Annotated in this window: 25 protein-coding genes and 1 riboswitch; of the genes, 19 read left to right on the top strand and 6 right to left on the bottom strand. The window is 71.0% G+C overall.

The features are described from left to right. Positions 1-3 precede the first annotated feature (3 nt). The 5 genes from AAG801_RS00670 to AAG801_RS00650 are packed head-to-tail and all read right to left on the bottom strand — an operon-like array spanning position 4 to position 5,108. Positions 4-1,461: an FAD-binding domain-containing protein gene (locus AAG801_RS00670; protein WP_341886697.1), complete on the bottom strand. Its 1,458-nt coding sequence runs from the start codon at positions 1,459-1,461 to the stop codon at positions 4-6. Positions 1,462-1,465: 4 nt separating this feature from the next. Then, entirely contained in the window at positions 1,466-2,197 is a 732-nt protein-coding gene (locus AAG801_RS00665; RefSeq protein WP_341886696.1) for an SDR family oxidoreductase, read from the bottom strand. Further along, positions 2,194-3,387 (bottom strand): FAD-binding domain-containing protein, encoded by a 1,194-nt coding sequence (locus tag AAG801_RS00660; protein ID WP_341886695.1) that lies wholly within the window; start codon positions 3,385-3,387, stop codon positions 2,194-2,196. Before AAG801_RS00660 ends, AAG801_RS00665 begins: the two co-directional genes overlap by 4 nt. Before the next feature lie 4 nt (positions 3,388-3,391). After that, positions 3,392-4,948, bottom strand: a complete 1,557-nt coding sequence (locus AAG801_RS00655) for a cryptochrome/photolyase family protein (RefSeq protein WP_341886694.1) — start codon at positions 4,946-4,948, stop codon at positions 3,392-3,394. Beyond that, positions 4,941-5,108, bottom strand: a complete 168-nt coding sequence (locus AAG801_RS00650; RefSeq protein WP_341886693.1) for a DUF2256 domain-containing protein — start codon at positions 5,106-5,108, stop codon at positions 4,941-4,943. Before AAG801_RS00650 ends, AAG801_RS00655 begins: the two co-directional genes overlap by 8 nt. Positions 5,109-5,296: 188 nt before the next feature. Between AAG801_RS00650 and AAG801_RS00645 the strand changes: the two genes are divergently transcribed. Next, positions 5,297-6,238 carry a MerR family transcriptional regulator gene (locus AAG801_RS00645; RefSeq protein WP_341886692.1) on the top strand — a complete coding sequence of 314 codons (942 nt, stop codon included), beginning with the start codon at positions 5,297-5,299 and terminating at the stop codon, positions 6,236-6,238. Positions 6,239-6,455: 217 nt separating this feature from the next. On the opposite strand, the gene AAG801_RS00640 is transcribed toward AAG801_RS00645, so the two are convergent. Beyond that, positions 6,456-8,015 carry a UbiD family decarboxylase domain-containing protein gene (locus AAG801_RS00640; RefSeq protein WP_341886691.1) on the bottom strand — a complete coding sequence of 520 codons (1,560 nt, stop codon included), beginning with the start codon at positions 8,013-8,015 and terminating at the stop codon, positions 6,456-6,458. Positions 8,016-8,317: 302 nt separating this feature from the next. Here AAG801_RS00640 and AAG801_RS00635 point away from each other — a divergent pair, with 302 nt between their 5' ends. The 18 genes from AAG801_RS00635 to tolQ all read left to right on the top strand — a co-directional run bounded on the left by AAG801_RS00635 (position 8,318) and on the right by tolQ (position 22,930). Further along, entirely contained in the window at positions 8,318-9,196 is an 879-nt protein-coding gene (locus AAG801_RS00635) for a lytic transglycosylase domain-containing protein (RefSeq protein ID WP_341886690.1), read from the top strand. A 27-nt stretch (positions 9,197-9,223) separates the two neighbouring features. Then, positions 9,224-9,345, top strand: a riboswitch (ZMP/ZTP riboswitch). A 55-nt stretch (positions 9,346-9,400) separates the two neighbouring features. Then, on the top strand, positions 9,401-10,651 hold the full coding sequence (glyA, locus tag AAG801_RS00630) for a serine hydroxymethyltransferase (protein WP_341886689.1): 1,251 nt from the start codon (positions 9,401-9,403) through the stop codon (positions 10,649-10,651). A 20-nt stretch (positions 10,652-10,671) separates the two neighbouring features. Further along, positions 10,672-11,115, top strand: a complete 444-nt coding sequence (nrdR, locus tag AAG801_RS00625) for a transcriptional regulator NrdR (RefSeq protein ID WP_341886688.1) — start codon at positions 10,672-10,674, stop codon at positions 11,113-11,115. Positions 11,116-11,256: 141 nt separating this feature from the next. Beyond that, positions 11,257-11,811, top strand: a complete 555-nt coding sequence (locus AAG801_RS00620; RefSeq protein ID WP_341886687.1) for a GspH/FimT family pseudopilin — start codon at positions 11,257-11,259, stop codon at positions 11,809-11,811. 40 nt (positions 11,812-11,851) lie between these two features. After that, positions 11,852-12,307, top strand: coding sequence for a type IV pilin protein (locus AAG801_RS00615; RefSeq protein WP_341886686.1), 456 nt, complete (start codon positions 11,852-11,854; stop codon positions 12,305-12,307). A 13-nt stretch (positions 12,308-12,320) separates the two neighbouring features. Further along, positions 12,321-12,962, top strand: a complete 642-nt coding sequence (locus AAG801_RS00610; RefSeq protein ID WP_341886685.1) for a prepilin-type N-terminal cleavage/methylation domain-containing protein — start codon at positions 12,321-12,323, stop codon at positions 12,960-12,962. Between the two features lie 20 nt (positions 12,963-12,982). Beyond that, entirely contained in the window at positions 12,983-14,032 is a 1,050-nt protein-coding gene (locus tag AAG801_RS00605; RefSeq protein ID WP_341886684.1) for a PilX N-terminal domain-containing pilus assembly protein, read from the top strand. Between the two features lie 18 nt (positions 14,033-14,050). After that, complete coding sequence (locus tag AAG801_RS00600) at positions 14,051-14,485, top strand: prepilin-type N-terminal cleavage/methylation domain-containing protein (RefSeq protein ID WP_341886683.1); 435 nt, start codon at positions 14,051-14,053, stop codon at positions 14,483-14,485. A 30-nt stretch (positions 14,486-14,515) separates the two neighbouring features. Continuing rightward, positions 14,516-15,628 (top strand): bifunctional diaminohydroxyphosphoribosylaminopyrimidine deaminase/5-amino-6-(5-phosphoribosylamino)uracil reductase RibD, encoded by a 1,113-nt coding sequence (gene ribD / locus AAG801_RS00595; RefSeq protein WP_341886682.1) that lies wholly within the window; start codon positions 14,516-14,518, stop codon positions 15,626-15,628. 47 nt (positions 15,629-15,675) lie between these two features. Then, positions 15,676-16,305, top strand: coding sequence for a riboflavin synthase (locus AAG801_RS00590; RefSeq protein ID WP_341886681.1), 630 nt, complete (start codon positions 15,676-15,678; stop codon positions 16,303-16,305). A gap of 47 nt (positions 16,306-16,352) precedes the next feature. Next, a complete protein-coding gene (gene ribBA, locus AAG801_RS00585) occupies positions 16,353-17,450 on the top strand; it encodes a bifunctional 3,4-dihydroxy-2-butanone-4-phosphate synthase/GTP cyclohydrolase II (RefSeq protein ID WP_341886680.1) in 1,098 nt (365 codons plus the stop codon). A 21-nt stretch (positions 17,451-17,471) separates the two neighbouring features. Further along, positions 17,472-17,936 (top strand): 6,7-dimethyl-8-ribityllumazine synthase, encoded by a 465-nt coding sequence (gene ribH / locus AAG801_RS00580; RefSeq protein WP_341886679.1) that lies wholly within the window; start codon positions 17,472-17,474, stop codon positions 17,934-17,936. Then, positions 17,933-18,427, top strand: a complete 495-nt coding sequence (gene nusB, locus AAG801_RS00575) for a transcription antitermination factor NusB (protein ID WP_341886678.1) — start codon at positions 17,933-17,935, stop codon at positions 18,425-18,427. The genes ribH and nusB overlap by 4 nt, the downstream gene beginning before the upstream one ends. Before the next feature lie 8 nt (positions 18,428-18,435). Then, complete coding sequence (locus AAG801_RS00570; RefSeq protein ID WP_341886677.1) at positions 18,436-19,614, top strand: pyridoxal phosphate-dependent aminotransferase; 1,179 nt, start codon at positions 18,436-18,438, stop codon at positions 19,612-19,614. Between the two features lie 107 nt (positions 19,615-19,721). Next, positions 19,722-21,371, top strand: coding sequence for a serine/threonine-protein kinase (locus AAG801_RS00565; protein WP_341886676.1), 1,650 nt, complete (start codon positions 19,722-19,724; stop codon positions 21,369-21,371). Next, positions 21,368-21,772 carry a TssQ family T6SS-associated lipoprotein gene (locus tag AAG801_RS00560; protein WP_341886675.1) on the top strand — a complete coding sequence of 135 codons (405 nt, stop codon included), beginning with the start codon at positions 21,368-21,370 and terminating at the stop codon, positions 21,770-21,772. Before AAG801_RS00565 ends, AAG801_RS00560 begins: the two co-directional genes overlap by 4 nt. Positions 21,773-21,779: 7 nt before the next feature. Further along, positions 21,780-22,205 carry a tol-pal system-associated acyl-CoA thioesterase gene (gene ybgC, locus AAG801_RS00555; RefSeq protein ID WP_341886674.1) on the top strand — a complete coding sequence of 142 codons (426 nt, stop codon included), beginning with the start codon at positions 21,780-21,782 and terminating at the stop codon, positions 22,203-22,205. Beyond that, positions 22,202-22,930: a protein TolQ gene (gene tolQ, locus AAG801_RS00550; RefSeq protein ID WP_341886673.1), complete on the top strand. Its 729-nt coding sequence runs from the start codon at positions 22,202-22,204 to the stop codon at positions 22,928-22,930. The genes ybgC and tolQ overlap by 4 nt, the downstream gene beginning before the upstream one ends. Positions 22,931-22,939 lie beyond the last annotated feature (9 nt).

Genomic DNA, 22,939 nt, shown 5'->3' with positions numbered 1-22,939 from the left:
TGCTCAGAACAGGTCGCCCTGCCCCGGCGCCACAGCGCGGCCCCGCCGCATCGGCTTGCCCGACGGCGGCAGGCCGCTGCGGAGCGAGCCGTGCCGGGCCTGGATCGCGTCGGCCTCGCGCCGGGCCTCGTCGCCATGGCGCAGCGCGTACAGCCGCTCGCGCGCGGCCGCCAGCGCCGCGCGCTCGTCGACGATCGGCTCCGGATACGCCGGCGAGCCGATCTCCGGCACCCAGCGCCGAACGTACGCGCCGGCCGGATCGTGGTCGCGCGCCTGCTTGGCCGGCGAGTAGATGCGCAGCGTGTTGATGCCCGTCGTGCCCGACTGCATCTGCATCTGGCTCCAGTGGATGCCGGGTTCGAAGTCGAGGAACTGGCGGGCCAGGAACAGCCCCGGCTCGCGCCAGTGCAGCCACAGGTGGTAGGCGGCGAAGCTGACCAGCATCGCACGCATGCGGAAGTTGATCCAGCCCGTCGCGCGCAACTGGCGCATGCAGGCATCGACCATCGGATAGCCGGTGCGGCCCGCGCACCAGGCCTCGAAACGCTCGCGGTCGAAGCTCTCTTCGCGCAGGCCGTCGCAGGCCCGCGCGAAGTTGCGGAACTCGATCTGCGGCTCGTCCTCCAGCTTCTGCATGAAGTGGCAATGCCAGCGCAGGCGGCCGGCGAAGCCGCGCAGCGCGTGTGCCAGGCCGCGGTCGGGCGTGCTGCGGATCACGGCCTCGGTGGCCTGGTGCACGCAGCGCATCGAGATCGTCCCGAACGCGAGATGTTCGCTCAGGCGGCTGCAGCCCTCGGCGGCGCTGAGCGGGCTGGACAGGGCACGGCGGTAGTCGCGGCCGCGGCCGGCGAGGAAGCTGTCGAGCCGGTGCCAGGCCGGTGCCTCGCCGGCGGGCGGCAGCGCAGCGGCGGGTGCCGCGAGCCCGAGATCGCGCAGCGTCGGCAAGGCCTCGGGCACGAGACCCGGCACGCCGGCGAAGCCGCCCTCGACCACCGCTTCGGCGGCGTTCATGCGCCGCGCCCATTGGGCAGCCCAGCCGTTGCGCGTGCGCAGCCGTCGCACCACGCCGGTCTGCGCGAACTCGGTCCAGGCCACGCCCTGCGCGCGGCACCAGGCGGCGACTTCGCGGTCGCGCGCATAGCTCCAGCCGGGGCCAGTCTCCTCGTGGCTGAACAGGTGCGTGAAGGCGAACTCGCGACGCAGCGCCGTGAGCACCTCGGTCACCGTGCCGATGCGCACCAGCAGTGGCAGCCCACGCCGCGCCAGTTCATCGCGCAAGGGTGACAGGCAGTCGAGCGCGAACTGCACATGGCGCGGATCGCATTCGGGGCTGGCCAGCCACTCGGGCTCGATCACGAACAGCGCGATCGAGCGCCCGAAAGTCTGTGCCTGCACGAGCGGCTGGTGGTCACGCACGCGCAGGTCGCGCTTGAACCAGACCAGCGCGAGCGGCTCGCTCATCGGATCACTTGACCAGCGGACGGATGGTCGTGAAGCCGCCATCGACAGCGATCACCTGCCCGGTCAGGCGCGCCGCGCCGTCGCCGAGCAGCCAGGCCATCGTGTCGGCCACCTGCGCCGCCGATTGCACGCCGCCCAGCGGGTACTGCCGGCCGGCGCCCTCGCGCATCGCCGGCAGCTTGAGCATCGCGGCGGTCATCGGCGTCTCGGTCATTCCGGGGGCGACGGCGTTCACGCGCACGCCCTGCGCTGCGTAGGTGGCGGCGGCGCTGCGCACCAGCGCCTCGACGCCGCCCTTGGCCGCCGCGATCGCCTCGTGGTTGGCGACACCGATGCGCGCCACCACCGAACTGGCGAACACCGCCGCGCCGGCGCCGCCCTGCTGCGCGGCCAGCCAGGCCTGCAGCATCCACACGGCGCTGTCGAGGTTCACGCGCATCAGTTCGCGGTAGGCCTCGTGCTTCGTGCGGTGCAGCGGCGCGATCAGCGTGCTGCCGACGCAATGCGCGAGCCGCGCCGGCGCCTCGCCGAGCGCCTCGCGCGAAGCCGCGAGCGCGAGCTCGGCGCCCTCGGGGGTGCTGGTGTCCGCGGCGATGCGCAGCACCGCCGGCACGTCGGCCAGGCGCGCCGCATCGCGGCCGACGGCGACCACGCGCCAGCCTTGCGCAGCGAGCGTCTGCGCCAGCGCGCGGCCGATGCCGCCGCTGGCGCCGGTGATCAGGGCGATGTCGTTCATGGGAACACCTCCGGTTGGATCGGCCGGCCGGCCAGCAGGTCGTCGATCGAGTGCAGCCCGCGAGTCACGTGTGCCCACCAGGGCGAGAACGAGTTGAAGCGGTAGGCCACATCGGGGAACAGAAGCGGCGCCGGCGCGCAGTCGGCCCAGCGCGACAGCCACGGCGCCAGGTGTGGCTCGTCGAGCGAACGCACCCGCTTCGCGGCCGCCAATGCCTGGCCGATCGACCGTGCATCGCCATGCCAGCGCTGCGGCGCCAGTTCGGCCATGCGCGTGCCGACGAACTGCCAGCGCCGTTCGCTCCACGGCCAGGCGCGATGGAAGTCGGCGACGAAGAGGCCGATCACCCGCGCGTCAGGATCGAGATCCGCGGGCAGCGCGCCGAGGTTCCACGGATGCACGAGCCAGACCTCGCGGCCGCGCACCGCATCGGCATCCGGTGCCGTGCAGCCGAGTGCGGCGGGCGGTTCGGCGAGGCAGGCGGGTTCGGTGACGCCCTCGCCCTGCGGTGCCGACGGCACCGCCTGCGGCGAGCGCGCGATGGCGTCCAGCATCTCGTAGGCGGTGTCGATCACCGTGCCCGGGCTGTGCCACGCTGCAGGGGCGAAGCGCGCCACGTTGCCGGCGTTGAACAGGTAGGGCTTGTGGCTGCCGGTGCCGGCCACCCACTGCCAGCTCAGGTGGTTGCTCGCCAGATCGCCGTCGAGCAGGTGCGCGCAGAGCCAGTCGGCCGCGCTGCGCCAGTGCAGCTTGCGCAGGTGCACGGCATAGCTGGCCAGCCACATGCGGGCGTGGTTGTGCAGCGTGCCGGTGGCGTAGAGCGTGCGAACCGCGGCGTCGATGGCCGGCACGCCGGTGCGTGCCTGGCGCAGGTCGGACGGCAGTTCCCGCGCATAGGCTTCGTCGGGCAGCATGCCGTCGTGCAGGGAGCGCAGGATGCCGTCGCCACGGTGCGCCCAGACATGGCGGAAGAAGGCACGCCAGCCGAGTTCGTAGACGAACTTGTGCTGCACGTGCAGCGGATGGCGCGCCGCCACGCCGGACAGCACCTCGGTCAGCGTGACGAAGCCATGCGTGAGGTAGGGCGACAAGCCGCTCACCGCGCCATCGAGATGGTTGCGCGTGGCCGCGTAGTCCTTCGGCCGCACGGCGGCGATGCGCGCGCGGGCGGCGGCCAGCGTCGGCTGCATCGGCTCAGTCTCGCCCGGCATGGCCCACCTCGCCGCGGCGGATCGCGGCCGCACGCTCAGCCACCGCAGCCTTCTGCGCTTCGTCGATGCGCGCGAGGTTCTTCACCTGCAGCGCCATGCGCGGGTTCTTCGCCAGCAGCGCCTCGTGGCGCCCCAGGAAGTCCCAGTACAGCGTGGTGAACGGGCAGGCACGCTCGCCGCTGCGCAGCGCCGGGTCGTAGCGGCAGCCGGCGCAGTGCGGGCTCATGCGATCGATGTACTTGCCGGTGGCGGCGTAGGGCTTGCTCGCCATCAGCCCGCCGTCGGCGTACTGGCTCATGCCCAGCGTGTTCGGCAGTTCGACCCACTCGACCGCATCGACGTAGACCGACAGGTACCAGCCATGCACCTGCTTCGGGTCGACACCATAGAGCAGCGCGAACAGCCCCGTCACCATCAGCCGCTGGATGTGGTGGGCATATCCGTGCTTCAGCGTCTGCACGATCGCGTCGCGCAGGCAAGCCATGTCGGTCTCGCCGGTCCAGTACCAGGGCGGCAGGTCCTCGCGGGCCCCCAGCGCGTTGCGCTCCAGGTAGCCGGGCATCTGCGTCCAGTAGATGCCGCGCACGTACTCGCGCCAACCGAGGATCTGGCGGATGAAGCCCTCGACGCTGGCCAGCGGTGCCTTGCCGGCGTGGTAGGCCGCCTCTGCGGCGGCCACCGCCTCGCGCGGATGGATGAGCTTCAGGTTCACCGCCGCGGCGATGTGCGCGTGGTAGAGCCAGGGCTCGCCGGGCCACATCGCATCCTGGTGGCGGCCGAACTTCGGCAGGCGTTCGTCGACGAAGCGGTACAGCGCCTCCTGCGCCTGCTCGCGGGTCACCGGCCAGGCGAACTCGTCGAGGCTGCCCGGATGGCCGGCAAAGCGCGCGCGAACGAGCGCCATCACGTCGCGGGTGATGCCGTCGGGCTCGAAGCGGCTGCGCGGCGGCACGCGGCCGGGGCCTGCCGCGCCGAAGGACTCGCGGTTGTCGGCATCGAAGTTCCACTCGCCGCCGATCGGCTGGTCGCCGTCCATCAGCACCCGGTGGCGCACACGCTGTTCGCGGTAGAAGTACTCCAGCCGCAGCGACTTGCGGCCGCGCGCATGGGCAGCAAACTCGCGCACGCTGCAGAAGAAGTGGCGGTCTTCGCGCACGTCCAGCGGCAGGCAACAGGCCTCGGCCACGCCGCGCAGCGCCTGCAGCACCCGCCAGTCGCCCGGCGCCGTGATCACCAGCCGCTGCGGCTGCAGCCGCTCGATGTCGGCGCTCAGTTGCGCGGCGAGGCTGCCGCGGTTGTGGCTCGCATCGAGCGCGGTGTAGTGCAGCGGCCGGCCGTGTGAACGCAAGGTCTGCGCGAAGTGGCGCATCGCCGACAGGAACAGGGCGATGCGCGACTGGCTGGACCAGACATGGGTCGACTCCTGCGCGACCTCGGCCATCCAGACGGCGTCGCGGGCGGCGTCGAAGTCGTCGAATGCCGACGACTCGGCATCGAGCTGATCGCCCAGCACCAGCACCAGCGAGCGCAACTCAGCCACGTGGGCCCTTCGCGCGGCGGCAGCCTTCGGAGCAGTACTTCACCTCGTCCCAGTGGCGCGCCCACGCCCTGCGCCAGCTCATCGGCCGGCCGCAGGCCTGGCAGGGCTTGAGCGGCAGCGAGGCCTTGTTGCCCTTGAAGGGGCGAGGGATGGGTTTCATCGGGGGAAGCAGCACAACGACTCAGTGACCACGAAAGCATACTCATATCCATGTCATTCACAGGTCATCAATACCAACACCCCGTCTCATCGTCCGATAATCGACGTCATTAACGCTTCGCGCCGATCTCCATGGCTTCATCACTCCCACAGGACAACGACCACGAGCCCCGCCATCGCAGTGGCGCCGTGGCAAGAATGGTCCGCATGCCGGTGGCAACGCTGCGCGTCTGGGAGCGCCGCTACCGTCTTTCGTCACCCGCCTTGACGGCCAGCGGCCAGCGGCTCTACACGGCAGCGGACGTGCGCCGCATCGCGCTGCTCAAGCAGTTGTCTGACCTCGGCCACGCCATCGGCACGCTGGCGGGCATGGACCTGTCGGAGCTGCAGGATGTTGCCGCGACGCACGCCAGCACCGTCACGCGCACGCTCGGAGCACCCTCGCCACGCGCCTCGGTACCGTCACGGGTGGCCGTGGTCGGCGAGGCGCTGGCCCGGCGGCTGGACAGGCCGGGCGTTCGGCGGCGATTGCCCGGGCCGCTGGACATCGTCGGCCCCTTCGCCGACGTCGCCGAGGCGGCGGCGGCGCTCGTGGGGCAATCGGTGGACGTCCTGCTGATCCAGACGCCGAGCCTGCACGCGGACTGGCTGAATGACTTGCGGGCGTCCGCCCCCGCCCTGCCGGTGGTGCGGCTGGCCGCGCTGTACCGCTTCGCTGCGGAGCCGACATGCGAACAGCTCGCTGCCGCCGGGGTGGCATTGCTGCGCGAACCACTGTCCGACGCGGTGCTCGGGCAATGGCTGGCCGGCGTGAGCGGGAGTCCGGTGTCCACCCCCGGATCGCTGCCCGCCGCCGAGCCCGCTCCGCCACGCCGCTGGGACGACGCCGCATTGATCGACATCGCCGGCCTGTCCTCGACCATCGCCTGCGAATGCCCACGCCACATCGCCGAACTGCTGATGCAACTGACCCACTTCGAGCGCTACAGCGCAGAGTGCGCCCATCGCAGCCCGGCGGACGCCGAACTGCATGCCTACCTCGGCGCGGTGACCGCCGGCGCACGGGCCCGCTTCGAGGAGGCGCTGGAACGAGTGGCCCTGCACGAGGGCCTGCCGATGGGCCCGCGCTGAGAGCAGGGAACTCGACGGCCACAAAGACAAACCCCTCCCGACCAGAGGTGGGAGGGGCGGGTGGCTGACGCCACCGGTTGGGGCTCCGGAGGAAAGTGGTCCGGGGCTCCTGGCGCGCAGGGACTGCGCCATCGGGTTTGCCTGCAGGCAGGCCTCACAAAACTAGGCCATGAGCGCGCCGACTTCAAGCACGGCGGGCTGCTCGTGAACCCTCTTGTCAGACAGCCGGCTTGGTGATCCGGGACACGATGTCGGCGACACGGCGCTCGACGGCCGCATCCATGCGGATCGTGCGCCCCCACTCGCGCGTGGTCTCGCCGGGCCACTTGTTGGTGGCGTCCAGGCCCATCTTGCCGCCCAGGCCGCTGACCGGCGAGGCGAAGTCGAGGTAGTCGATCGGCGTGTTGCCCACCAGCGTGGTGTCGCGCAATGGGTCCATGCGCGTGGTGATGGCCCAGATCACCTCTTCCCAGCGGCGGATGTCGACGTCGTCGTCGGTCACCACGATGAACTTGGTGTACATGAACTGACGCAGGAAGCTCCACAGCCCGAACATCACCCGCTTGGCATGACCGGGGTAGGCCTTGCGGATGCTGATGATCGCCATGCGGTAGCTGCAGCCCTCGGGCGGCAGGTAGAAGTCGACGATCTCCGGAAACTGCTTCTGCAGGATCGGCACGAACACCTCGTTGAGCGCCACGCCCAGCACAGCCGGCTCGTCGGGCGGCTTGCCGGTGTAGGTGGAGTGGTAGATCGGGTCACGGCGGTGCGTGAGGCGCGTGATCTCGAACACCGGGAACCAGTCCTGTTCGTTGTAATAGCCGGTGTGGTCGCCGAACGGCCCTTCCAGCGCGTGCAGGTAGCCGTTGATCTCCTTCATCGCCACACCATGCTCGCTGGTGCCCGTCCAGCCTGGCTCGGCCGCCGGAATGCGGCCTTCGAGCACGAACTCGGCACTGGCCGGCACCTGCAGCATCACCCCGGCGTCGCCCACGGCGGTGTCGGCTACCTCGGTGCGGCTGCCGCGCAGCAGGCCGGCGAACTGGTACTCGGACAGCGTGTCGGGCACCGGCGTCACCGCGCCGAGGATGGTCGCCGGGTCGGCGCCGAGCGCGACGGCGATCGGAAACGGCTGGCCCGGCCGGGCCAGCGCGAACTCGCGGAAGTCGAGCGCGCCGCCGCGGTGCGCCAGCCAGCGCATGATCACCTGGCGCCGCCCGATCACCTGCTGGCGGTAGATGCCCAGGTTCTGCCGCGAGCGTGCGTTCGCCCCGCCCTGCGGGCCGCGCGTCACCACCAGCCCCCACGTGATCAGGGGGCCGGCGTCGCCCGGCCAGCAGGTCTGCACCGGCAGGCGGGTCAGGTCGAGGTCCGAACCTTCCAGGATCACTTCCTGACAGGGCACATGGCGCACCACGGCAGGCTTCATGTCCCAGACCGCCTTCGCCATTTGTAACAACCGGCCCGTGTCCTTGAGGCCCTTCGGTGGCTCCGGCTCCTTCAGTCGTGCCAGCAGCTGACCCACCTCGCGCAGCTCACTCACCTCGGTGGCGCCCATGCCGAGCGCCACCCGCCGGGGCGTGCCGAACAGGTTGGCGAGCACGGGATAGTTGTAACCGTCGGGTCGTTCGAACAAAAGTGCCGGGCCACCCTGGCGCAGCACGAAGTCACTGACCGCTGTCATTTCCAGCCGCGCGGAGACTGGCTCGGCGACCCGGCGCAGCTCTCCAAGCGCCTCCAGGCCGGCGATGAACTCACGAAGATCTCGGTACTTCATACGAAATCGTAATTAAGAACAGGATCAATAACCTTGACCGGTTATGAAATGGCTTCCTAGAATTCGGCCCGTTTGCACCACCAAGGGATAACCCCAACCCTCGGTGCAGGGATAGAGAGGCAGCCGAGCCGCTGCCACAGTCGAACCCAGGTTCGATTCGCTGCCGGAAGACGCCGCGCAAGACGGCACCGCAAGACCGGCCCAGGATTATCACCGTCGCCCCGCGCGCACCTTGCAGCGGGGTTGCCCAACCGGGCCGGCGGCGCAGACAAAGGAGTGACATGACAACGCTGAAGCGATGCTTGACGCGTGCCCTGCGGGTGCGCGATGCCATCGGCGAGTCGGCCACGGTGTTCCTGAAGGACGTCGGGCACGGCTTGCTCGAGGTCAGCCACAACATGCTGGCACTGGTCGGCCTGCTGATCGTCGCCGGCGCGGTGTTTGCGCTCGGTCGGCCCGAGTTGCGCCAGTCTGCAGAGACGCACGTGCTGGGCTGGCTGCAAGCCCGCCACGAAGCGCGCGCCGAGCCGGCGGAACTGCTGGCCAGCCAGCTCAGCGAGCCGGGCGCGATCACCCGCGCCACCGCCGCCGACCCGAAGGAACTGACCCGCCAGCAAGCCGCCGTGGCGCACTGGATCTCGCGCCGCTACCGCGTCGCGCCGGAACCGATCAGCCGCCTGGTCCAGGAGGCCTGGGCCGTGGGCGAGCGCGCCAATCTCGATCCGACGCTGATCCTGGCGATCATGGCGGTCGAGTCGAGCTTCAACCCGTTCGCGCAGAGTTCGGTCGGCGCCCAGGGCCTGATGCAGGTCATGACCAAGATCCACGACGACAAGTACGAGGCCTTCGGCGGCAACCATGCCGCCTTCGACCCGGTGACCAACCTGCGCGTCGGCGTGCAGGTGCTCAAGGAGTGCATCTCGCGCGCCGGCAGCCTGGAAGCCGGCCTGCGCTACTACGTCGGCGCGGCCAACCTGGAAGACGACGGCGGCTACGCCGGCAAGGTGCTGGCCGAGCAGGCCAACCTGCGCCAGATCGCCGCCGGCAAGTCGGTGCCGGCCAACGTGGCGCTGATTCCGGTGTCGACCGCTGCCTCCGGCGCGCAGCGCAGCGAGCCGCAGCCGGCCGCCGCGCCGGCCGAGCAAGGCGAACCCACCGAACAGGTGGCGTGGCTGCGCTGACCGGCCCGGCGCGCCTCCGCTAAACTCCCGCCACCGCGCGACTGGCGATGCGGCCCCTCCCCGGGGCCTGAGGTGGTGTACCACCGGGAAGCGCGGTCGGCGCCCGACAATTGCGGGCGTCGCATCAGCCGTTCGCCTGGGCAGCCCTGCGGTCGCATCGCGTGCGGCCTGCGCCGGGATCCTCTGCTGTCAAGGACTGCCGTCATGTTCGACCGTACCGCTTCCACCGTTGCCAACGTCGACCCCGAGATCTGGGTCGCCATCCAGCGCGAGAACCAGCGCCAGGAAGACCACATCGAGCTGATCGCCTCGGAGAACTACGCCTCGCCGGCGGTGATGGCCGCGCAGGGCTCGCAGCTCACCAACAAGTACGCCGAGGGCTACCCGGGCAAGCGCTACTACGGCGGCTGCGAGAACGTCGACGTGGTCGAGCAACTGGCCATCGAGCGTGCGAAGCAACTGTTCGGCGCCGAGTTCGCCAACGTGCAGCCGAACTCCGGCTCGCAGGCCAACCAGGGCGTGTTCTTCGGCCTGCTGCAGCCGGGCGACACCATCATGGGCATGAGCCTGGCCGAAGGCGGCCATCTGACCCACGGCATGCCGCTGAACATGAGCGGCAAGTGGTTCAAGGTGGTGAGCTACGGCCTGAACGCCAAGGAAGAGATCGACTACGACGCGATGGAGCGGCTCGCGCACGAGCACAAGCCGAAGCTGATCATCGCCGGCGCCTCGGCCTACGCGCTGCGCATCGACTTCGAGCGCTTCGCGAAGGTGGCCAAGGCCATCGGCGCCTACTTCATGGTCGACATGGCGCACTACGCCGGCCTGATCGCCGCGGGCGTGTACCCGAATCCGGTGCCCTTCGCCGACGTCGTCACCTCGACCACCCACAAGACGCTGCGCGGCCCGCGCGGCGGCCTGATCCTGATGCGCGGCGAGGAGATCGCCAAGAAGGTCAACAGCGCGATCTTCCCCGGCATCCAGGGCGGCCCGCTGATGCATGTGATCGCCGGCAAGGCGGTGGCCTTCAAGGAGGCGCTGTCGCCCGAGTTCAAGGTCTACCAGCAGCAGGTGGTGAAGAACGCCGCGGCGATGGCCGAGACGCTGGTGCAGCGCGGCCTGCGCATCGTCAGCGGCCGCACCGAGAGCCACGTGATGCTGGTCGACCTGCGCCCCAAGGGCCTGACCGGCAAGGAGGCCGAAGGCATCCTTGGCGCGGCGCACATGACCTGCAACAAGAACGGCATCCCGAACGACCCGCAGAAGCCGATGGTGACCAGCGGCATCCGCCTCGGCTCGCCGGCGATGACCACGCGCGGCTTCAAGGAAGAGCAGGCGCGCATGACCGCCAGCCTGATCGCCGACGTGCTCGACAAGCCGCACGACGAGGCGAACATCGCCGCGGTGCGTGCCAAGGTCGCGGCGCTGACGCGCGACTTCCCCGTCTACCGCTGACACGGCCGCCGGCCGCTGGCATGCGCTGCCCCTTCTGCAGCCACGACGAGACCCAGGTCGTCGAGACGCGCGAGTCCGACGAAGGCGACGTGGTGCGCCGGCGGCGGCGCTGCCAGCACTGCGACAAGCGCTTCACCACCTACGAGCGGGCCGAGATCGCGCTGCCCTCCGTCGTCAAGAAGGACGGCACGCGCGCCGAGTTCGAACTCGCCAAGCTGCGCGCCTCGATGGCGCTGGCGCTGCGCAAGCGGCCGGTCAGCGTCGAGCAGATCGACGCCGCGGTCGAGCGCATCCAGGACAAGCTGCTCAACAGCGGCGCCAAGGAAGTCAGCTCCACCCGGCTGGGGGAGCTGGTGATGCGCGAGCTCAAGCGCATCGACAAGGTCGCCTACGTGCGCTTCGCGTCCGTCTACCGCTCCTTCGAGGACGTGGACGAGTTCCGGCAGCTCATCAGAGACATTTGAGGCTGCCCCGCTGACCCTCCCCCGAGCGGGGGACACCGCAGCGGGCGCACCGCTGCGAGGCCTGCAGGCCCGCCCCTGCGTGGGACGCGCGCCGACGCTGCGATTCCTAGAGTCTGTGCATCGCCACTCGCGGAGCACAGCATGGAACCCCACCGCCCACAGCACGGCCAACACGACCAGCACGGCCAGCACGGCCTGACGCTCGTCGAAGCCGCGGTCGTCCTCGCCATCGTCGCGATCACGACCACCTCGGCCGCTCCCGGCTTCCAGCGGCTGATCGACCGCTACCGGCTCGACGCCGCCGCCACGCAGTTCGCCGCCGACCTGCAGCTCGCCCGCAACGAAAGCATCGCGCGCAACCGCGTGGTGCGGCTGAGCTGGCACGCCGCCTCCGCCTGCTACCTGCTTCACACCGGCCCGGCCGAGGCCTGCGGCTGCGATGCCGACGGCCAGGCGCACTGCACGCCCGGCAGCACGCCGATCCGCAGCGTGGCCTGGGGTTCCGGCGCACGGGTTTCGCTGCAGTCGAACACCGCGTCGATCGCCTTCGACCCGCTGCACGGCACAGCGACGCCCACCGCGACCTGGCGCATCGCCCTGGGCGATGGCCGCGCGATCCACCACGTGATCAACGTCATGGGCCGCGTGCGCAGCTGCTCGCCGCTGGCCGGCGTGGCGGGCTATCACCCCTGCTGAAGCGCCCACCGAACCCCAGTCGAACCGAGGAGGAACCGCCATGACCCGTCAGACCCCGAACGCACGCCGCGCCGCCCGCGGCTTCACGCTGATCGAGATCCTGAGCGTGCTGGGCATCGCCAGCGTGCTGTCCAGCATCGCCTGGCCGAGCTTCCAGAGCAGCCTGCACAAGGCACGCCGCGCCGATGCGCTGGTGGCCGTGGCGCAGGTGCAGATCGCGCAGGAGCGAAGCTACGCCAACCGCCGCCGCTATGCCGGCCTGGCCGAACTGCGCACGGCCGACCGCTCCAGTGCCGGGCACTACCTGCTCGAGATGCAGTCGGCCGACGAACGCGGCTACGAGCTGATGGCCCGCGCGACCGGCTCGCAGGCGGGCGATGTGCGGTGCCGGGTGCTGAAACTGAGCGTCATCGACGGCACGCCGACCCTCCGCTCCGGCGAGGACGATCGTGTGGCCAACGATGCAGCAGCGAACCGCCGCTGCTGGGGCCTCTGAGCGGAGCGCCACCATGCACACGCAGCAGAAGGGTCTCTCGCTCGTCGAGCTGATGATCGGCCTGGCGCTGGGCCTGTTCATCAGCGCTGCCGGCCTGTCGCCGCTGGCGGGCCAGTGGCGCGAACACCGCAGCGCCACCGCCGCGATGCGCCTGATGCAGGAACTGCGCAGCGCTGCCGACATCATCGCCCGCGACCTGCGCCGCGCCGGCCACTGGGCGGCGCCGGCGGCCGGCACGGCCAATCCGTATGCGGCGTTCGCGCCGCAGGCGGCGGCATCGGACGCTGCGCAGTTCGCCTACTCACGCGACAGCACCGAGAACCAGCTGCTCGACGGCAACGAACAGTTCGGCCTGCGCCTGCGCAACGGCGTGCTCGAACTGCTGCTCGGTGCCGGCCACTGGCAGGCGCTGACCGATGCGGGCACGCTGGTGGTCACCGAGTTCAGCGTGACGCCGGAACTGCAGTCGACCCCGCTGGCGGAGCACTGCACGACGCCGTGCCCGCCAGGCGAGGCCTGCGGCCCGCGCATCGAACAGCGCAGCGTCACCATCCGCATCACCGCCCGCGCTGCCGGCGACGCCGACCTGATCCGCCGCCTGTCGAGCCGCGTGCAACTGCGCAACGAGCACGTGGCCGGCGCCTGCCCGGCCTGAGCCCGACCTGGAGCCCCACGATGAAGACACCGATGCCCCGTTCCCAGCGCGGCGCGGCGACGCTTGCCGTCGCGCTGATGCTGCTGGCCGCAATGCTGCTCGCGCTCGTCGCCGCCAACCGCAACCTGCTGCTCGAGCTGCGCCAGTCGGCCAACCAGAGCGAATCGACCCTGGCGTTCGAAGCCGCCGAGGCGGGGCTCGAGTGGGCCACCGCGCTGCTGAACGACAGTACTGCCCGCGGCGACGACTGTCTCCTGGCGGCGGGCGGTGCGAGCTTTCGCGAGCGACATCTCAACACCGCCAGTGCGGCCCTCACGCCCCGCGAACTGCGCCCGGCCTGCGTGTTCGGCGCCGAGGGCTGGGCCTGCGGCTGCCCCGCCGACACCGCGGCCTTCCCCGACACCACTGTCGCCAACGGCGCGGCCTTCGCCCTGCGCCTCGAACCCGGCCCGCACCCGGGCCTGCTGCGACTGAGCGCCGTCGGCTGCAGCCGCTGGAGCGGCGAGTGCCGCCCGGATGGCAGCGGCAGCGACCGCGCGGTGTCGCGCCACGCGGCCGTGCTGGCGCTGCAGCCGGCCCTGGCGTCGCCGCCCGCCGCGGCGCTGACGATGCGACCGGCGGCGGTCGAGCCGGCCAGCTTCTTTGCTGCCCACTTCGGCGTGTCGAAGGCGGCGTGGTTGCGCCAGCCGGCCGTTCGCACGCTGGACTGCCAGGGCGAGTGCAGCGCGGCGCTGGCCGCACTCGCCAGCGAAGGCGTGACGCTCGTCGCCCTGCCTGGTGACCTGCTGCTGCGCGGCCCGTTGACGCTCGGCACACCGCAGCGCCCGATGCTCATCGTCGCCAGCGGCACGGTCCAGTTGCAGGGGGCGGTGACGCTGCACGGCGTGCTGTACGGCAACGGCATCGCCTGGTCCGCGCCGGCGGCGACGGTCAACGGCGCGCTGTTCAGCGAGGGCGCAGCGGGCGGAGACACCTCGCTCGTGCTCACACGCGATGCCGACGTGCTCGACGCCCTGCGCACGCGCCAGGGCAGCTTCGTCCGCCTGCCCGGCAGCTGGCGCGACTTCTGATCCACCGGAGACCCGACGATGAAACACCCCCTTCGCCGGGCCCAGCGCGGCGTCACGCTGATCGAGGCCCTGATCGCCTTCCTCGTGCTGTCGCTGGGCATGCTTGCCGTCGTGCGGATGCAGCCCGAACTGCGCCAGCATGCCGAACTGGCCCGCCAGCGCAGCGAGGCCACGCGCCTGGCGCAGCAGGACGTCGAAACGCTGCGCGGCATCGCCGCGACGTCGTTCGAGGCGATCGCGAGCGCGGCCTACACCGTCGAGCCCGACGGCCTGGGCAGCCCGCCCTACACGGTGCAGCGGCGCGTCGATGCGGCGGCGTGGCCACGCTCGCGCAGCGTCGAGATCGTGGTCCGCTGGCCCGACCGCAACGGCGAGGCACAGCAGGTCGCCCTCGCCACGCTGATCGGCGCGAGCGACCCAGCGGCCGCCGGCGCCCTGCTGCTGGCACGCTGAAGCGCGCACTGATCACGCAGAATGCGGCGCATGTCCTCGCCGAACTTCCCCACGCCGATGCACGAGGCGCTCGCGCTGGCCGAGCAGTCCGTCGGCCTGACCGAGCCCAACCCGCGCGTCGGCTGCGTGATCGTCGCGCCCGACGGCCGCGTGATCGGCCGAGGCCGCACGCAGCAGGCCGGCGGGCCGCACGCCGAGGTGATGGCGCTGCGCGAGGCCGAGTCGCAGCACGAGATCCTGCACGGCGCCACCGCCTACGTGACGCTGGAGCCCTGCGCCCACCATGGCCGCACGCCGCCGTGCTGCGATGCGCTGATCGCTGCCCGCATCGGCCGCGTGGTGATGGCGATCGAGGATCCGTTCCCGCAGGTCGCCGGCCAGGGCGCGGCGCGGCTGCGCGCCGCCGGCATCACCGTGGAAAGCGGCCTGCTCGCCACCGAGGCGCGCGAGCTGAACATCGGCTTCTTCTCGCGCATCGTGCGCGGCCGGCCGTGGGTGCGCCTGAAAGTCGCGGTGTCGCTGGACGGGCGCAGCGCGCTGCCCAACGGCGTGAGCCAGTGGATCACCGGGCCGGATGCGCGCGCCGACGGCCATGCCTTCCGCCGCCGCGCCAGCGCGGTGCTCACCGGCGTGGGCACGGTGCATGACGACGATCCACGGCTCGACGTGCGCCTGGTCGAGACGCCACGCCAGCCGATGCGCGTGGTGGTCGATTCGCGGCTGGAAACGCCAGTCACGGCGAAGCTGCTCGCCCCGCCCGGCGCGGTTCTGATCTACGCTGCGCACCCCGACGCCGCGCGCGAGGCGGCGCTGAAGGCCTCAGGCGCCGAGATCGCCTTCGCGCCCGGCCCGGGCGGCAAGGTCGACCTGGCGGCGATGCTCGCCGATCTGGCGGCGCGTGGCGTCAACGAACTGCACGTCGAGGCCGGCCACAAACTCAATGGCTCGCTGGTGCGCGAAGGCCTGGTCGACGAGTTCCTCGTCTACATGGCGCCGCGGCTGCTCGGCGTCGGCCGCGAGCTGGCGGCGTTCGGCCCGCTCGAGCGCCTGCAGGACACGCTGGACCTGCACTGGACGAGTGTCGATCGCCTCGGCGACGACCTGCGCCTGATCGCCCGCCCGCCGGGGCGCGAGGCGTTCTGACACCCAGGCGACTCGTGGGGCGGCCGCGCCCTGCGACAATCGCCCCCATGTTCACCGGCATCATCACCGGCGTCGGCCGCATCGTCGACGCCACGCCGCTCGGCGGCGACGCATCCCACGGGCGGCGCCTGACCATCGAGGCGCCCGCCGGCTACCTCGACGACGTGGTGCTGGGCGACAGCATCGCGCTCAACGGCGCCTGCATGACCGTCACCACTCTGTCGCCCGGCGCGCGCCAGTTCACCATCGACATCTCGGCCGAGAGCCTGGACAAGACCGCCGGGCTCGGCGAACCTGGCCCGGTCAACCTGGAGAAGGCGCTGCGCGCGAACGACCGCCTCGGCGGCCACCTGGTCAGCGGGCATGTCGACGGCATCGGCGCGGTGGTGCTGTTCGAACCGGTCGGCGAGTCGTGGGAGCTGCGCATCAGCGCACCCCCGGCGCTGGCGCGCTTCCTCGCCTACAAGGGCTCGATCACCGTCAACGGCGTCAGCCTGACCGTCAACCGCGTCGTCGACCACCAGGACCGCTGCGAGTTCAGCATCAACCTGATCCCGCACACGATCGAAAACACCACGCTGGGCACGCTGCGCGCCGGCAGCCGCGTCAACCTCGAGATCGACCTGATCGCCCGCTACGTCGAGCGCATGCTCGGCGGCTCGCTGCCGCGGCACTGAGCCTGCTCCACCGGGGCGCAACGCACCCCGCCACCTACAATTCCGCCATGTCCATTTCCCCGATTCCGGAACTGGTGGCCGAGCTGGCCGCCGGCCGCATGGTCATCCTCGTCGACGAGGAAGACCGCGAGAACGAGGGCGACCTCGTGCTCGCCGCCGACCACGTCACGCCCGAGGCGATCAACTTCATGGCCAGGTTCGGCCGCGGGCTGATCTGCCTGACGCTGACGCGCGAACGCTGCGAGCGGCTGCAACTCACGCCCATGGCCGCACGCAACGGCCAGAAGACCGGCACCGCCTTCACCGTCTCGATCGAGGCGGCCGAGGGCGTGACCACCGGCATCTCGGCTGCCGACCGCGCCCGCACCGTGCAGGCCGCAGTGGCGCGCAATGCCCAGGCCCGCGACCTGGTGCAGCCGGGCCACATCTTCCCGCTGCAGGCGCAGGACGGCGGCGTGCTGATGCGCGCCGGTCACACCGAGGCCGGCTGCGACCTCGCCGGCATGGCCGGGCTGACGCCCGCCGCGGTGATCTGCGAGGTCATGAAGGACGACGGCACGATGGCGCGCCTGCCCGACCTGATCGAGTTCGCGCGCGAACACCGCCTGAAGATCGGCACCATCGCCGACCTGATCGAGTACCGCAGCCGCAACGAGTCGCTGATCGAGCGTGCCGGTTCGCGCAAGCTGTCCACGGCGCAAGGCGAGTTCGATTGCACCGCCTTCCGCGACCGTACCGGCGGCCTGCACCTCGCGCTGGTGCACGGCCGATGGACGCCCGACGACGAGGTGCTGGTGCGCGTGCACGAGCCGCTGTCGGTGATGGACCTGCTCGACACCGGCATCTGCGGCCATTCGTGGCCGCTGCCGAAGGCGCTGGCAGCCATCCAGGCCGCGCAGCGCGGCGCAGCGCTGCTGCTCAACTGCGGCGAGGACGTGGCGGCCCTGCTGCCGCAGGTCGATGGCCGCAAGCGCGAGAGCGCGCCGGTGCGTGGCCAGATGGACCTGCGCACCTACGGCGTCGGCGCGCAGATCCTGCGCGAGCTGGGCATCGCGAAGATGCGTCTGCTCGGCAGCCCGCGCCGCATGCCCAGCATGACCGGCTACGGGCTGGAAGTGACCGGCTTCGTGTCGGCCCAGGAATGAACGACTCGACGAAAGACCGCCATGCAGGACGCTGACAAGGGCAACGCCGCCAGCCTCGAAGGGCAGGACCTGCGCATCGGCATCGTGCAGGCGCGTTTCAACGCCGCGCTCACCGCCAAGCTCGCCGAGAGCTGCCTGGCCGAACTGAAGGCGCTCGGCGTCAACGAACGCCACATCCGCCACGTCACCGTGCCCGGCGCGCTGGAAGTGCCGCTGGCACTCGACGCGCTGGCCGAGAGCGAGGACTTCGACGCGCTGGTCGCGCTGGGCTGCATCATCCGCGGCGAGACCTACCATTTCGAGCTGGTCGCCAACGAGAGCGGCGCCGGCGTCACCCGCGTCTCGCTGGACCACCACCTGCCGATCGCCAACGCCATCCTCACCGTCGAGAACGAGGCCCAGGCCTGGGCCCGCGCCGAGGAGAAGGGCCGTGACGCCGCACGCGTGGCGGTCGAGATGGCCAACCTGCTGGAAGACCTGTCGTGACCGATACGCCCGAGAAGAAGAAGCCCAAGCCGCGTGCGCCGGGCCAGCGTCCGCCCTCTGCACGCCGCCGCTCGCGCGAGGCGGCGCTGCAGGGCCTGTACGAATGGCTGATCGGCGGCGGCGAGCCCGGCGTGATCGACGCCCACATGCGCGAGCAGGACGGCTTCTCGGAAGTCGACGCGGCCCACTTCGACGCCCTGCTGCATGGCTGCATCGCCGAGGCGGCCGACATCGACGCCGTGCTCGCCAGGCACGTCGACCGCAAGACCACGGAGCTGTCGCCGATCGAGCACGGCGTGCTGATGATCGGCACCTACGAGCTCAAGCACTGCATCGACGTGCCCTACAAGGTGGCGATCAACGAGGCGGTGGAACTGGCCAAGAACTTCGGCGGCACCGACGGCCACAAGTACGTCAACGGCGTGCTCGACAAGGCGGCCGCCGAACTGCGGCCGGTCGAGGTGCAGGCGGCGCGCGCAGCACGGCGCTGAGCAGCTCCATGCGGACAGCCTCGCGGCTCGATCACATCGAGCCCTTCTACGTGATGGAGTGCGCCAAGGCGGCCAGCGAACTGGCACGCTCGCCTGCCTGGCGCGACAAGCCGATGGTCTTCCTCAACATCGGCGAGCCCGACTTCACCGCCCCGCCGCTGGTGCGCGAGGCCGCCGAGCGCGCGCTGCGTGGCGGCCGCACGCAGTACACCCACGCCGTCGGGCTGGAGGCGCTGCGCGAGCGCCTCAGCGGCTGGTACGCGCAGCGTTTCGGCCTGGACATCGCGCCCTCGCGCATCGTGATCACCGCGGGCGCCTCGGCGGCGCTGCAGCTCGCCTGCCTGGCGCTGGTCGAGCGCGGCGACGAGGTGCTGATGCCCGACCCGAGCTACCCCTGCAACCGCCACTTCGTCGCCGCCGCCGACGGCGTGCCGGTGCTGCTGCCCTGCGGGCCGGAACAGCGCTTCCAGCCCGACGCCGCCGGCGTCGAAGCAGCCTGGGGCGAGCGCACGCGCGGCGTGCTGCTGGCCTCGCCGTCCAACCCCACCGGCACCTCGATCGACCCGGCCGAGATGGGCCGCATCGTGGCCGCAGTGCGTGCGCGCGGCGGCTTCGCGATCGTCGACGAGATCTACCTCGGCCTGAGCTACGACGAGCGCTTCGGCACCAGCGCACTGGCGCATGGCGACGACGTCATCTCGATCAACAGCTTCTCGAAGTACTTCTCGATGACCGGCTGGCGGCTGGGCTGGATGGTGCTGCCGGTGTCGCTGGTCCCAGCGGTCGAGAAGCTCGCGCAGAACCTCTTCATCTGCGCCTCCACGCTGTCGCAGCATGCGGCGCTGGCCTGCTTCGAGCCGGAGTCGATTGCCGAGTACGAACGCCGCCGCAGCGAGTTCAAGGCCCGGCGTGACGTGGTGGTTCCGGCCCTGAACGCGCTCGGCCTGACGGTTCCGGTGATGCCCGACGGCGCCTTCTACGCCTGGGCCGACTGCTCGGCACATGCGAGCAGCAGCTGGGACTTCGTCTTCGACGTGATGCGCCGTGCCCACGTCGCACTCACGCCCGGGCGCGACTTCGGCCGCCATGGCACCGAGCGTTTCGTGCGTCTGTCCTATGCCAACTCGATGGACCAGCTGAACGAGGCGATGACGCGGCTGGCCGAGGTGCTCGTGGCGCGCGCGTGACGCCCGGCACGGGCACAGGTCAAACTTTGGTGAGAAGCTGTTACTAACGTCGCTCAACTGGGCGTTTTTCACGCGCTCGCCCCCAGGCGGTGCACTAAGCTCCCGCGGTGACTTCACCGAGCCCCTCGCAGCGGCCCGTGGCGCCGGACACCGAGCCGGTCGAGCCCGCAGCACCGACCCTGCCGCCCACCGCGTCCGACATCGCGCCGTGGGGCGATACCGACATCGGCGCACCACCCGGGCCGGCGAGGGCCTTCCCGACCAATCCGCCGAACCAGCCCGATGACCAGATGCCCACCATCGGGCACATCGGCCGCTATGCGCTCAAGTACAAGATCGGCGCCGGAGGGCTGGGCACCGTCTACGCCGCGCACGATCCGCTGCTGTCGCGCCTCATCGCGATCAAGACCCTGAACCTGGAGATCGCGCCGGAAGAGCGCGAGGCCTTCAACGCACTGTTCCTGAACGAGGCCCGCGCCGCCGGCGGCCTGTCGCACCCGCACATCGTGACGGTGTTCGACGCCGGCGTCAGCGACCAGAGCGCCTACATCGCCATGGAGCTGCTCAAGGGCCGCGACCTGCGCCAGCTGCGCCAGGAAGGCTGGCGGCCGACGCCGGCGCAGGCGGCGACCATCGTGCGCCGCGTCGCCGATGCGCTGGCCTACGCGCACAGCAAGGGCGTGGTGCACCGCGACATCAAGCCGGCGAACATCTTCATGGTCGGGCGCACGCAGCCGCGCGTGCTCGACTTCGGCATCGCGCGCATCGCCCACCAGCACGACGGCGCCGGCGATGTCGCTGCTGGCTCGCCCTACTACATGGCGCCCGAGCAGGCGCGCCAGCAGACGGTGGACCGCCGCGCCGACGTGTTCTCGCTCGGCGTGGTGCTCTACGAACTGCTGACCGACCAGAAGCCCTTCCGCGGCAGCACGCTCAGCGAGATCACCAACGCGGTGCTCGACCACAAGCCGCCGCGGGCCGACGAGCTCGATGCGAACGTGCCCACGGCGCTGGCCGAGATTGCCGCGCGGGCGATGGAAAAGGACCCGGAGCACCGCTACCGCTCGGCGCGCGCGCTGTCGCGCGAACTTCGCCACTGGCTGGACGAGAACGCCAACTCGCCCGAGAGCCTGCCGCCAGACGGCGCCGACGCCCTGCCGCGGCGCAAGCGCAGCCTGGTCGCCATCACCGCCGGGCTGGTGCTCGGCGTGGGTGCGGTACTGGTCTGGGTGGCGATGCAGCGGTCGGCGCCCGCCGAGGCGATGGCATCGGCATCGGCATCGGCGTCGGTGGCGCCGGCGCCCGCGACGATCCCGGCTCCTGAACCTGCGCCGGCGCCGGCCGCCACGGTGGCGCCCGCGGCACCCACCACCATCGAGGCAGCCACTCCCGCCGCGCCGGTCGAACTCGCGGCTGCGCCGGCCACCATCGCCGAGCCGCCGGCACCGGCCGAGCCGCCCCGTGCCGCTGCCAAGCCGGCGCCGGCCAAGCTCGCCCGCCCGCCGCGCGAGGCGCGCAAGGCTGCCGCGCCGGCCGCAGCCACCGGCACGGGCAGCGTGCGCATCGCCGTCAGCCCCTGGGGCAACATCGAGGTCAACGGCACGCCGGTGGGCACCACGCCGCCGCTGAACGAACTGACCTTGCCCGAGGGCCGGCACCAGATCGTCATCCGCAACGCCGACTTCCCGCCCTACAGCGCGACGATCAGCGTCGCGCCCGGCCAGCCGGTCAACCTCAAGCACAAGTTCGGATCATGAGCCTTCGGATCGCTGCCATTGCCCTGTCCGCCCTGCTGGGGTTGCTGGTGGGTTGCGCCCAGCAGCCGACCGTCACCGAGACGGCACCGGTCGGCCTGCTCGACGTCGCCGAGCGCCCGGCCGAGAAGGCGCTGCTCGCCGGCATGCGCGCCTACGACGACGCCCAATACCCGGCGGCCGAGAAGAACCTGCTGGCCGCGCTGCAGGCCGGCCTGGTCTCGCCACGCGACCGCGCCGCCGCGCACAAGCTGCTTGCCTTCGTCTACTGCACCAGCAACCGCAGCGCCGACTGCGAGGCGCAGTTCCGCGCCGCGCGTGCGGCCGACCCGGCGTTTGCGCTGAGCAAGTCGGAGGCCGGCCATCCGCTGTGGGGCCCGGTCTACCAGCGGGTGCAGCGATAATCCGGGCTTGGCCCGAACCGACAACCCCACGCCGTTTCGCCACACGCTGCGCGTGTACTGGGAGGACACCGACGCCGGCGGCGTGGTGTTCTATGCGAACTACCTGAAGTTCTTCGAACGTGCGCGCACCGAGTGGCTGCGCGCCCTTGGCTTCGCGCAGCAGCGCTTGCGAACCGACACAGGTGCGATCTTCGTGGTCGCCGATACTTCGCTGCGCTACCTCAGCCCGGCGCGGCTGGACGACCTGCTCGAGGTGACGGTGCAGCCGCAGGATGTCGGCCGCGCCTCGATGGTCGTGCACCAGCAGGCCTGGCGCGACGACGCCGGCACCGCCACGCTGCTGGCCGAAGGCAGCATCCGCATCGGCTGCGTCGATGCCGGAACTTTCACCCCCCGTCGAATTCCGACGGCCATCCTCCAGACACTGCGATGAACCAAGACCTGTCCATCTTCACCCTCGTCACGCAGGCCAGCCTCGTCGTGCAGCTGGTCATGGCCGGCCTGCTGCTCGCCTCGCTGGCGAGCTGGACGGTCATCTTCGGCAAGCTGTTCGGCCTCAAGCGCGTCAATGGCGAGAACGAGGAGTTCGAGCGCGAGTTCTGGGCCGGGCGCAACCTCAACGAGCTGTACTCGGACGCTGCCAAGCGCACCGACGGCGCGCCGATGGAGCGCATCTTCGCCTCGGGCATGCGCGAGTTCCTCAAGCTGCGCGAGAGGCGCGTGACCGACCCCGGCGCGCTGCTCGACGGCGCACGCCGTGCGATGCGTGCGAGCTTCCAGCGCGAGATCGACGCAGTCGAATCGAACCTGTCCTTCCTCGCCTCGGTCGGCTCGGTCAGCCCCTACGTCGGCCTGTTCGGCACGGTGTGGGGAATCATGCACGCCTTCGTCGGCCTGTCGAACATGCAGCAGGTGACGCTGGCCACCGTCGCGCCCGGCATCGCCGAGGCGCTGGTGGCGACCGCGATCGGCCTGTTCGCGGCGATCCCCGCGGTGATCGCCTACAACCGCTTCGCGCGCCAGATCGACCGCATCGCGATGCAGCAGGAGACCTTCATCGAGGAGTTCTCCAACATCCTGCAGCGCAACACCGGCGCGCCGCCGCCGCCCACGCCGGCCACGGCGCAGGTGCACGGCGGTTTCCAGCATTCGCGCTGACCGGAGCCC

The sequence above is a fragment of the Variovorax sp. YR752 genome, from assembly GCF_943372545.1.
Note: the sequence above shows the minus strand (reverse complement) of the source record. Positions and strands in the feature narration are given on the sequence as shown.